The 11,459-nt window shown below is 70.9% G+C and carries 8 protein-coding genes; 3 read left to right on the top strand and 5 right to left on the bottom strand.

Annotation, left to right across the window (positions count from 1 at the left end):
- Positions 1-151 precede the first annotated feature (151 nt).
- The 3 genes from ACFXB5_RS02660 to ACFXB5_RS02650 are packed head-to-tail and all read right to left on the bottom strand — an operon-like array spanning position 152 to position 2,625.
- Positions 152-472, bottom strand: coding sequence for an L-rhamnose mutarotase (locus tag ACFXB5_RS02660; protein ID WP_385201686.1), 321 nt, complete (start codon positions 470-472; stop codon positions 152-154).
- A gap of 15 nt (positions 473-487) precedes the next feature.
- The gene (rhaS, locus tag ACFXB5_RS02655; protein WP_385201684.1) at positions 488-1,624 is read right to left on the bottom strand and encodes a rhamnose ABC transporter substrate-binding protein; all 1,137 of its coding nucleotides are present in this window, start codon (positions 1,622-1,624) and stop codon (positions 488-490) included.
- A gap of 29 nt (positions 1,625-1,653) precedes the next feature.
- Positions 1,654-2,625 (bottom strand): ABC transporter permease, encoded by a 972-nt coding sequence (locus tag ACFXB5_RS02650; protein WP_385201682.1) that lies wholly within the window; start codon positions 2,623-2,625, stop codon positions 1,654-1,656.
- Positions 2,626-2,786: 161 nt separating this feature from the next.
- On the opposite strand from ACFXB5_RS02650, the gene ACFXB5_RS02645 reads away from it, so the two are divergent.
- Complete coding sequence (locus tag ACFXB5_RS02645) at positions 2,787-3,995, top strand: RNA-guided endonuclease InsQ/TnpB family protein (protein ID WP_385201681.1); 1,209 nt, start codon at positions 2,787-2,789, stop codon at positions 3,993-3,995.
- Between the two features lie 14 nt (positions 3,996-4,009).
- On the opposite strand, the gene ACFXB5_RS02640 is transcribed toward ACFXB5_RS02645, so the two are convergent.
- Together ACFXB5_RS02640 and ACFXB5_RS02635 are read right to left on the bottom strand one after the other, a co-directional pair.
- The gene (locus tag ACFXB5_RS02640) at positions 4,010-5,053 is read right to left on the bottom strand and encodes an ABC transporter permease (protein WP_385201679.1); all 1,044 of its coding nucleotides are present in this window, start codon (positions 5,051-5,053) and stop codon (positions 4,010-4,012) included.
- Entirely contained in the window at positions 5,050-6,783 is a 1,734-nt protein-coding gene (locus ACFXB5_RS02635) for an ATP-binding cassette domain-containing protein (RefSeq protein WP_385201677.1), read from the bottom strand. Before ACFXB5_RS02635 ends, ACFXB5_RS02640 begins: the two co-directional genes overlap by 4 nt.
- 224 nt (positions 6,784-7,007) lie before the next feature.
- Between ACFXB5_RS02635 and ACFXB5_RS02630 the strand changes: the two genes are divergently transcribed.
- On the top strand, positions 7,008-10,220 hold the full coding sequence (locus ACFXB5_RS02630; RefSeq protein WP_385201675.1) for an alpha-L-rhamnosidase: 3,213 nt from the start codon (positions 7,008-7,010) through the stop codon (positions 10,218-10,220).
- Positions 10,221-10,250: 30 nt separating this feature from the next.
- Positions 10,251-11,459 (top strand): L-rhamnose isomerase (gene rhaI / locus ACFXB5_RS02625; RefSeq protein WP_385201673.1); only part of this gene is annotated, 1,209 nt, incomplete at its 3' end.

Raw genomic sequence — 11,459 nt, 5'->3', positions numbered from 1 at the left:
GCCCCCCCGCGCCGCGGGCGCCGGCGGGGGCCCGGCGCGCCCCGCGGGGGCGCGGGGCTGTGTCGATGTGCGGCTCCGCCGCGTGGGCGCGGCCGGCCACGACGGCGCCGCGGATGGCCGACGACCGATCGTGGCACCTTCAGCGGAGCGTTTACGCGAGGTGGAAGACCTCCGTGAGCGGCTTCATCGCCTCGTCCGGCTTCGCGCCGTCGAGCGCCTCGAAGAAGGGCGCCATCTCGGCCTGCCAGCGGGCGTTGACCTCGGTTGCGGCCATCGCCGCCTGGGCCGCCTCGAAGTCCTCGGTCTCCAGGTAGCCGACGAGCAGCCCGTCCTCGCGCAGGAAGAGCGAGTAGTTGTGCCAGCCGGTCTCCGACAGCGCCGCCCACATCTCGGGCCAGACGGCCGCGTGCCGCTCGCGGTATTCCTCGATCCCGTCCTGGCGGACCTTCAGCAGAAAACACACCCGCCGCATCGCCGACCGCCCGCCTCAGAAGTGGTACTTGTCGATGTTGGACTTCTCGAAGACGGTGGGCGGGCCGAGGATGACCTCGCCGTTCTTGCCGACCGTGTACTCGCCCAGCTTCCCGGCCTTGAACTTCTCCCCCTCGGCCCCGGTGATCTGCCCGGAGGCGAGCGCGGCCGCGGCGTACGAACCGAGGTAGCCGAGCTTCTTGGGGTCCCAGAGCGCGAACTGCTCGACGGTGCCGTCCTTGACGTACTTGCGCATCTGGTTGGGCGTGCCGAGGCCGTTGAGGACCACCTTGCCCTCGTACGAGGAGCCGCTGATGTAGCGGGCGGCCGCGGCGATGCCGACCGTGGTGGGCGCGATGATGCCCTTGAGCTTGGGGTACGCCTTGAGCAGGCCCTGGGTCTCCTGGAAGGACTTCTGGTCGTCGTCGTCCCCGTACACCGTCTTGACCAGCTTCATGTTCTTGTAGGCGGGCTTGCTCAGCTCGTCCTTCATGAAGCGGATCCAGGTGTTCTGGTTGGTGGCGTTCTGGGTGGCGGAGAGGATCGCGATCTGACCCTTGTAGTCGAGCTGTTTGGCGAGGTGCTGGACCTGGCTGCGGCCGATCTCCTCGGAGCTGGCCTGGTTGATGAAGAGCTGACGGCAGGCCGGGGCGGTGTCGGAGTCGTACGCCACCACCTTGATGTCCTTCTTCATGGCCTGCTTGAGCGGGCCGCACACCGCGTTGGGGTCGTTGGCCGCGATCAGGATGGCGTCCTGGCGCTGCTGGACCAGGGTGTTGATGTACGACACCTGGGAGGAGGCGCTGGCGTCGGACGGTCCGACCTCCTTGCCCTTGCCGCCGAGCTCCCCGGCGGCCGTGATCCCCGCCTCGTCGACGATCCTCTCGTAGGGGTTGTTGATCTGCTTGGGCAGGAAGGCCAGCTTGAGGCCCTTCTTCAGGGGGGCGCCGGGGTCGGCCTTGGCATCGCTCTTGGCGGCGCCGCCGTTGTCGTTGTCGTTCTTGGTGGTGCCGCCGCAGCCGGCCAGGGCCACGGCCAGGGCACAGACCGCGGCGGCGGTGGCGGCGGCGCGGCGGCTTCGAAAAGGGTCGTGGCGCGCAGCGCCCCGTTCGAGGGTGGTGGCGGACGACGGGAGGGCGAAGCGCTGGTTCATGAGAAGACCTTTCGCGGTACGAGGGTGGATCAGCTGGTCGAGGCGGCGGCGCGCCGGTGACGCCAGGCGCTCACGGTGGTGATCAGACGGGGGGTGAGGACGGAGGCCACCAGCAGCAGCCCGGTGACGATCACCTGGACCTCGTTGGCCACGTCGTTGAGGGTCAGCAGGTTCTTCAGGACGCCGATGAGCAGCACCCCGGCGACGGCGCCGAACAGCGTGCCCTTGCCGCCGTCGAAGTCGACGCCGCCCAGCAGGACGGAGGCGATGACGAGCATTTCGAAACCCTGGCCGTTGTCGGCCCGTGCGCTGCCGTACCGCAGGGTGAACACGACCCCCGCGAAGGCCGAGATCAGCCCGCTGACGACGAACAGCAGCAGCTTGACGCGTTTGACGCGGATGCCCGCGAAGTACGCGGCGTCCTCCTGGGCGCCGATGGCGAACAGCGACCTGCCGATGCCCGTGGCGTGCAGCACCACGGCGGCGATGGCGGCCAGCACGATGAACAGCGTCACCGGATAGGTGAGGAAGGTGCCGGGCACGGTGGTGGTGTCCACGGCCCACTTGGCGTACGTCTCGGGGAAGTCGGTGATGGCGTTGGAGCCGAGCACCACCGAAGCCAGCCCCCGGTAGAGCGCGAGCGTCCCGATGGTGACGGCCAGCGAGGGCAGCCCGACCCGGGTGACCAGCCAGCCGTTGAGCAGCCCGCCGGCCACCCCGACCAGCAGCACGATCGGCACGATGGTCTCGAACGCCCAGCCCGCGTCCCACAGTTGGCCGGTGAGCGCGCTGGACAGGCCGAGCATCGAGGCCACCGACAGATCCACCTGCCCGGCCACCACCAGCAGCGTCATCGGCAGCGCCATCAGCGCCACCTCGGCGATGTCGTTGAAGGCGAAGGCGAGGTTGTCGCGGCTGGCGAAGCCGTCCGTGGTGCCGAGGCCGGTGAGGAAGACGGCCACCAGCAGCACCCCGACGGCGGTGTCCCACCTGAGCTTCATCGGGGTTCTCCTTCGTGGATACCCCCGGCTTCTGCCGGGGGAGGAAACGAAGCTCCTGCGAAGCAGGGCAGGGAAAGCCGAATCGCTGTCAGGGTGATTCGGCGTCCACCGAGATCCCGCCGACATCCGCTACTCACAAGGGAGCTGATAGGCTGTGAGGCGTGACACGCCAGGTCAAGCGGGCTTTCAAGTACCGCTTTTACCCCACGGACGAGCAGGCGGCCGAGCTGTCGCGCACGTTCGGCTGTGTCCGCCTCGTGTACAACAAGGCGCTGGAGGAGCGCACGCGGGCCTGGTACGGCGAGCAGCGCCGCATCTCCTACGTCCAGTCCTCCGCCGCGCTGACGGAGTGGAAGAAGACAGAGGAACTCGCCTTCCTGAGCGAGGTGTCCTCCGTCCCCCTCCAGCAGGCGCTGCGCCACCTTCAGACGGCGTTCGGGAATTTCTTCGCCAAGCGGGCGAAGTACCCGCGGTACAAATCGCGGAAGAAGTCCCGCACGTCGGCCGAGTACACCCGCAGCGCCTTCACATGGCGCGACAGGCGTCTGACGCTGGCGAAGATGGCCGAGCCGCTGGAGATACGCTGGTCCCGTCCCCTCCCAGAAGGCGCGGAGCCGACGACGGTGACCGTGTCCCGCGACAGCGCGGGCCGCTGGTTCGTCTCCCTGCTCGTCGAGGACACCATCGCCCCGACCCCCGCTACGAGTGCGGCGGTCGGCCTGGACGCCGGGATCACCTCCCTGGTGACCCTGTCCACCGGGGAGAAGGTCGCCAACCCCCGGCACGAACGCCGTGACCGGGCCCGCCTGGCGAAGGCGCAGCGGGAGCTGTCCCGCAAGGCCAAGGGATCCACGAACTGGGAGAAGGCGCGCCGGAAGGCCGCCCGCGTGCACGCTCGGATCACCGACCGGCGCCGGGACTTCCTGCACAAGCTGACCACTCGTCTCGTCCGTGAGAACCAAACGGTCGTGATCGAGGACCTCACCGTCCGCAACCTGCTGAAGAACGGCAAGCTCGCGCGAGCCATCTCGGACGCGGCATGGACGGACCTGCGCATGATGCTGGAGTACAAGTGCGCCTGGTACGGGCGCGAGCTCATCGTGATCGACCGCTGGTTCCCGTCCAGCAAGCTGTGCGGGGCCTGCGGCACGGTCCGCGAGCGACTGCCGCTGAACGTCCGGGAGTGGACGTGCGACTGCGGCACCGTGCATGACCGCGACGTGAACGCGGCACGCAACATCCTGGCCGCCGGGCTGGCGGCCTCTGCCTGTGGAGACGGTGTAAGACCTCAACGGGAGTCCTCCCGGACGGGGCGGTCGTCAGTGAAGCAGGAAACCCAGCGGGCGACCGCTGGACTCCCCCGCCCTTAGGCCGGGGGAGGAAGTCAACGTGCGCTCCTTTTCCTCAGCGCGCGGGTCATGCGCACCCGTACGATCCGGTCCACGCTGATGGCCGCCAGCAGCAGCGCACCGGCGATGGCGTCCTGCCAGAAGGAGTCGACCTTCAGCACGGCCAGGGCGCTGCCGATGGTGGTGAGCAGCAGAGCGCCCAGCGCCGCGCCCCACACCGTGCCGGTGCCGCCGACGATGGCGACGCCACCGACCACCACCGCGCTGACCACGGTGAGTTCCCAGCCGTGGGCGTTGTCGGCGACGACGGTGCCGAAGCGGGCCAGCCACAGCGCGCCCGCGAAGCCCGAGACGGCGCCGGAGAACAGATACGCGGCCAGCACCCGCCGCCGGATCGGCACCCCGGCCAGCCGGGCGGCCTCCGGGCTGGAGCCGATGGCGTACAGCTCACGGCCACCGCGGTAGGTGCGCAGGACGTACGCGGTCCCGGCGAGCGCCACGAAGGCGATCAGCGGGAGATACGGGATGCCCAGCACGCTGCCGCTGCCGAGGTCCAGTACGGACTCCGGCACATCGGCGGCGTTGATCTGCTCGCCTTGCGCCCACCAGTAGTCGACGCCCTGGATGATGTAGAGCATTCCGAGGGTCACCACCAGCGCGGGCACCCGTCCGAAGCTCACCAGCGCACCGCTGACGATGCCGCAGCCCGCGCCGACGAGGAGGCCGAGGGCCAGGACCGTCAGCGGCCCGTGGTCGGTGCCGGAGACGAACTTCCCGCAGGCGAAGGCGGACAGGCCCACCACGGAGCCGACGGACAGATCGATGTTGCGGGTGATGACCACGACCGACTGCCCGACCGCGAGCAGCACCAGGATGGCGGCGTTGAGCAGCAGGTCCTTGATGCCCTGGTCGTCGAGGAAGCGCGGTTCGGCGATCCAGGTGAACAGCACCAGCAGCACGAGGGCCCCGGCGATGCTGATCTCCCGCGCGCGGAAGACGGCGTCGACGAGCGAGCGCGCCGAGCGTGCCGTCTCCGGGGCGGTGGCGGGGTTGACGGGTTTCTCGATGGTCACGCTCACGTGCGGGTCCCTTCTGCCGTGGCGCCGTCGGCGCCGGTGGGCCCGGTGGCGTGGGGGTGCCCGCTCGCGCCGGTGGCGCCGGTGCGCCCGCTCGCGCCCGTGTCACCGGTGGCGTGGGGGTGCCCGCTCGCGCCGGTGGCATCGGTCGGCCCGGTCGCGGCGGCCTCGCCGGGGAGCGCGGTCGCGGCGGCCTCACCGGCGACACCGGCGCCTTCGGCGCCACCCGTGAGCCCGGTCGCGGCGGCCATCACGGACTCCTCGGTGGCCTCGGCGCGCGGGATCTCGGCCACCAGCCGGCCCTCGTGCATCACCAGGACCCGGTCGGCCATGCCCAGCACCTCGGGCAGATCGGAGGAGATCATCAGCACCGCGAGCCCGTCGGCGGCCAGCGACGACAGCAGCCGGTGCACCTCGGCCTTGGTGCCGACGTCGATCCCTCGCGTGGGCTCGTCCACGATGAGCACCGTGGGCTCGGTCGCCAGCCACTTGGCGAGCACGACCTTCTGCTGATTGCCGCCGGAGAGCACCCCGACGTGGTCGGCGAGGCTGCCGTACTTCAGCTGGAGCCGGACCGCCCAGTCGGCGGCGCGGCCGCGCTCCAGCGCCCGTTTCACCAGCCCCGCGCGGCCCAGCCGGTCCAGGCCGGTCAGCCCGATGTTCCGCTCGATGGACATCTCCATCACCAGCCCGCGCTGGCGCCGGTCCTCGGGGACGAGGGCGAGCCCGGCGTCCATGGCGGCGGTCGGCGAACCGGGCCGCAGCACCGCCCCGTCGACCCGCACCTCGCCCGCGTCCGCCCGGTCCACGCCGAAGACGGCCTGGGCGACCTCGGTGCGCCCGGCGCCGACCAGCCCGGCGAGCGCGACGATCTCACCGCGCCGCACCTCGAAGGAGACGTCCCGGAAGACGCCCTCACGGGTCAGCCGGCGCACCGACAGCGCGGTCTCGCCGACCCGGCTGTCCTGTTTGGGGTAGAGCTCGGCCAGGTCCCGGCCGACCATGCGGCGGACCAGGGCGTCCTGGGTGAGCTCGGCCAGCGGCTCGGAGGCCACCCACCGGCCGTCCCGCAGGGTGGTGACCCGCTGGCAGAGTTCGAAGATCTCTTCCAGGCGGTGGGAGATGAACAGCACGGCGGCGCCCTCGGCGCGCAGCGTCTCGACGACCGAGAAGAGCCGGGCGGTCTCGCTCCCGGTGAGTGCCGCCGTCGGCTCGTCCATGATCAGCACCCGGGCGTCGAAGGAGAGCGCCTTGGCGATCTCGACGATCTGCTGGTCGGCGATGGACAGGCCCCTGGCGGGCCGGTCCGGGTCGAGCTCGACGCCGAGCCGCGCCATCAGGGCGGCGGTGGAGGTCCGTACGGCCTTGTGGTCGATCCGGCCGAGGGCCCGGCGGGGCTGACGGCCCATGAAGATGTTCTCGGCGATGGACAGATCGGGGAAGAGCGTCGGCTCCTGGTAGATGACGGCGGTGCCGACGTCACGGGCGTCGGCGGGGCCGTGGAAGACCACCGGCTCGCCGTCCAGCAGCACCCGGCCGGAGTCGGGCCGGTGCACCCCGGCGAGGATCTTGATGAGCGTCGACTTGCCCGCCCCGTTCTCACCGGCCAGGGCATGGGCCTCACCGGCGAAGAGCTCGAGCGAGACGTCCCGGAGGGCCCGTACGGCGCCGAAGGATTTGTTCACCCCCTCGAGGGCGAGGACCGGCACACCGGTCGAAGCAGGCTGGCTCACGGAGTCTCCTGACGCGTACGCAGGGGCAATAAATGAAATGTTTCAATGCCGGATTCCGGGAAGCTAGCGGCGCCCTATGCGGCCGTCAAGGGGGTGTGCACGGGATATACCCACATCGTTTCAACCCCCTTGACGCACCCCGAACCCCGGCCCTACGGTCCAGGCGCCTTGGGTTGAATCGTTTTCATCGATCGTTCCCATCCAGCCGTCCCTGGAGGAAGCCCATGATCAGCAGACGTCACCTGCTCGCCACCACCGCTGCCACCGGTACGGCCCTCACGGGTCTGCCCGCCCTCACCCCGTCCGCCGCCGCCGAGGACCGCCCCGGCGCGGGGCTGCGGGTCCTGAGCACCACGGTGGAGTACGCGCCCCATCCGCTCGGCCTCGACACCGCCCGCCCCCGGCTGAGCTGGATCCTCGACTCGGACGCCCGCGACCAGCTCCAGAGCGCTTACCACATCCGGGTCGCCACCTCCCCCGACCGGCTCGGCGAACCGGACGTCTGGGACAGCGGCAGGACGACATCGCGCCAGTCGGTCCTGGTCCCCTACGACGGCCCGACCCTGGGCCCGCGCACCCGCTACCACTGGTCGGTGCGGGTCTGGGACGGCCACGGCCGCCCCTCCCCCTGGTCCGCCCCCGCCTGGTGGGAGACCGGGCTGCTGAACTCCGGTCAGTGGCAGGCCCGTTGGATCGCCGCGCCCGCCGCGCTGACCTCGCCCCCGTCCCTGGAGGGCGCCTCCTGGATCTGGTTCCCCGAGGGGGACCCGGCCACCGAGGCCCCGGCGGCCACCCGGTGGTTCCGTACCTCCGTCCACGCCCCGGGCACCGTCCGCCGCGCCCAGCTGGTGGTGGCGGCCGACGACGGCTTCACCGCCCATGTGAACGGCGCCGAGGTCGCCGCCCGCGAGGCGGTGGGCGCCCTCAAGGCATGGAGCCATCCGGTCACCGTCGACGTGACCGAATTCCTCGACCAGGGCGCCGCCACCCTCGCCATCGCGGCCACCAACGCCGAGAAGGGCCCGGCGGGGCTGCTCGCCACCCTGGAGCTCACCACCGAGGACGGCACCACCCACCACCACACGGACGCCACCTGGCACACCACCGCCGCCGAGCCTCCCGCCACCTGGACGGACCCGGACTACGACGACAGCGGCTGGGCCACCGCCAGGAAGCTGGCAGCCTGGGGCGGCGGGCCCTGGGGCAAGGTGCTCCCCCTCCAGTCCCCCGCCCAGCTGCGCCGCACCTTCCGGCTCACCAAGCCCGTGGCGCGCGCCCGGCTCTACTCCACGGCGCTGGGCCTCTACGAAGCCCACCTCAACGGTGTCCGCGTCGGCCGCGACCAGCTGGCGCCCGGCTGGACCGACTACCGCAAGCGCGTGGCGTACCAGACCTACGACGTCACCGACGCCCTCCGCCGAGGGACGAACGCCCTCGGGGTGACCCTCGCACCCGGCTGGTACGCCGGGAACATCGCCTGGTTCGGCCAGACCCAGTACGGCGACCACCCGGCCCTGCTCGCCCAGCTGGAGGTCACGTACACCGACGGCAGCACCGAGCGCGTCACCACCGACCAGCAGTGGCGCGCGGCCACCGGCCCGCTGCTGACCGCCGATCTGCTGATGGGCGAGGAGTACGACGCCCGCGCGGAGACCCCCGGCTGGACCTCACCGGGCTTCGACGACACCGGCTGGCGCCCCACCGTCACGGCCACGGACATCACGGCCGAGGTGGTGGCCCAGACCGACGCCCCGACCCGGGTGGAACGCGAGATCAAGCCCGTCAAGGTCACCGAACCCGCCCCCGGTGTCCACCTCTTCGACCTGGGCCAGAACATGGTCGGCAGTGTCCGTCTCACCGTCTCCGGCCCAGCCGGCCACAAGGTCCGGATCCGCCACGCCGAGGTGCTGGGCCCGGACGGCACCGCCTACACGGCCAATCTGCGTACCGCCCGCCCCGTCGACACCTACACCCTCAAGGGCGGCGGCCGGGAGACCTACGAGCCGCGCTTCACCTTCCACGGCTTCCGCTACGTCGAGGTCACGGGCTACCCAGGAACGCCCTCCCTCGACGCGATCACGGGCCGGGTGATGCACACCGCCGCCCCGTTCACCCTGTCGTTCCACACCGACTCGGCGATGCTCAACCAGCTGCACTCCAACATCACGTGGGGGCTGCGCGGCAACTTCCTGTCCATCCCCACCGACACCCCGGCGCGGGACGAACGGCTCGGCTGGACCGGCGACATCAACGTGTTCTCCAGCACCGCCGCGTACACCATGGAGTCCGCCCGCTTCCTCACCAAATGGCTCCAGGACCTGCGCGACGGCCAGACCGACCAGGGCTCCTTCCCCGATGTGGCACCCCACCTCGGCGACGTCGGCAACGGCGTGGCGGGCTGGGGCGACGCCGGGGTGACCGTGCCCTGGAACCTCTACCAGGCGTACGGCGACACCCGGGTGCTGCGCGAGAACTGGCCGGCCATGCGGCGCTGGATCACCTACCTGGAAGAGCACAGCACCGATCTGCTGCGGCCCGCCGAGGGTTACGGCGACTGGCTCAGCATCGAGGCGGACACCCCGAAGGACGTCATCGCCACCGCCTACTTCGCCCACGTCACCGACCTCGTCGCCCGCACCGCACACGTCCTGGGCGAGGACCCGGCCCCGTACGAGGACCTCCTGACCCGCGTCAAGACGGCCTTCAACCGCGCGTACGTCTCCGCCGACGGCAGGATCAAGGGCGACACCCAGACCGCGTACGTCCTGGCGCTCTCCATGGGCCTGCTCCCCGCCGGCCTCCGCACACCCGCGGCCGATCGCCTCGTCGCCCTCATCAAGGACCGCGACTGGCATCTGTCCACCGGTTTCCTCGGCACCCCGCGACTGCTTCCGACCCTCACCGAGGCCGGTCACACGGACGTCGCCTACCGCCTGCTCCACCAGCGCACATTCCCCTCCTGGGGCTACCAGATCGACCGGGGCGCGACCACGATGTGGGAGCGCTGGGACTCGATCAAGCCGGACGGGAGCTTCCAGGACGTCGGGATGAACTCGTTCAACCACTACGCCTACGGCTCGGTCGGCGAGTGGATGTACCAGAACATCACCGGGATCGCCCCGGCCGCCCCCGGCTTCCGCGAGTTCCTCATCCGGCCCCGCCCCGGTGGCGAGGTGCGCTCCGCCGAGGGCCGCTACGAATCCCTCTACGGCCCGGTCACCACCCGCTGGTCGCAGGGCGGGGACAACGGCGGGGACTTCACCCTCACGGTGTCCATCCCCGTCAACACCACGGCCCAGATCTGGGTCCCGGCACGCCGCGCGGCGGATGTGACCGCTCGCGGCGCCCGCCCGCAGCGCATGGCGGACGGCTGCGCGGTGTTCGCCGTGGGGTCGGGGACCCACCACTTCTTGACGCGTGGCCGACCGCGCGGCTAGGTTTCTTGAATCGTTTCATGAAGGAGATTCATGTCTGACGTTCCAGCCGTGAAGGCGGCCCTCAAGAGCCAGGCGGTCGAGACGCCGTCATGGGCGTACGGCAACTCCGGAACCCGCTTCAAGGTCTTCGCCCAGCCCGGCGTCCCGCGCTCCCCCCAGGAGAAGCTGGACGACGCCGCCCAGGTGCACGCCTTCACCGGAGTCGCCCCCACGGTCGCCCTGCACATCCCCTGGGACACGGTCGAGGACTACGGGGCGCTCGCCAAGTACGCGGAGGAGCGCGGCCTGAAGCTGGGCGCCATCAACTCCAACGTCTTCCAGGACGACGACTACAAGCTGGGCTCGGTCACCCACCCCGACCCGGCGGTCCGCCGCAAGGCGCTGGGCCACCTCCTGGAGTGCGTCGACATCATGGACGCCACGGGCTCCCGCGACCTCAAGCTCTGGTTCTCCGACGGCACCAACTACCCCGGCCAGGACGACATCGCGGCCCGCCAGGACCGCCTCGCCGAGGCGCTGAGCGCGGTCTACGAGCGCCTCGGCGAGGGCCGGCGGATGCTGCTGGAGTACAAGTTCTTCGAGCCCGCCTTCTACACCACGGACGTCCCGGACTGGGGCACCGCCTACGCCCACTGCCTCAAGCTGGGCCCCAAGGCCCAGGTCTGCGTGGACACCGGCCACCACGCGCCCGGCACCAACATCGAATTCATCGTCGCCCTCCTGCTGCGCGAGAAGAAGCTCGGCGCCTTCGACTTCAACTCCCGCTTCTACGCGGACGACGACCTGATGGTCGGCGCCGCCGACCCCTTCCAGCTCTTCCGGATCATGTACGAGGTGGTCCGGGGCGGCGGGCTGACCTCGGGGGTCGCCTTCATGCTCGACCAGTGCCACAACATCGAGCCCAAGATCCCGGCGATCATCCGCTCGGTGATGAACGTCCAGGAGGCCACGGCCAAGGCCCTCCTGGTCGACCGCGACGCCCTCGCCGTGGCCCAGCGCGAGGGCGACGTGCTCGGCGCCAACGCGGTCCTGATGGACGCGTACAACACCGACGTAAGGCCGCTGCTGGCCGAGGTCCGCGAGGAGCTGGGCATCGACCCGGACCCGATGGCGGCGTACCGGGCCTCGGGGTGGGCGGAGCGGATCGTGGCGGAGCGGGTGGGTGGGCAGCAGGCGGGGTGGGGGGCGGTGCGCCAGCGGCGGGGCGGGGCGGACCCCCCCCCCCGCCCCCCCCACTCG

The sequence above is a fragment of the Streptomyces sp. NPDC059455 genome (assembly GCF_042750115.1).
Taxonomy (GTDB): domain Bacteria; phylum Actinomycetota; class Actinomycetes; order Streptomycetales; family Streptomycetaceae; genus Streptomyces; species Streptomyces endocoffeicus.
The sequence above is the reverse complement of the archived record's forward strand: the minus strand, read 5'-3'. Positions and strand labels throughout refer to the sequence as shown.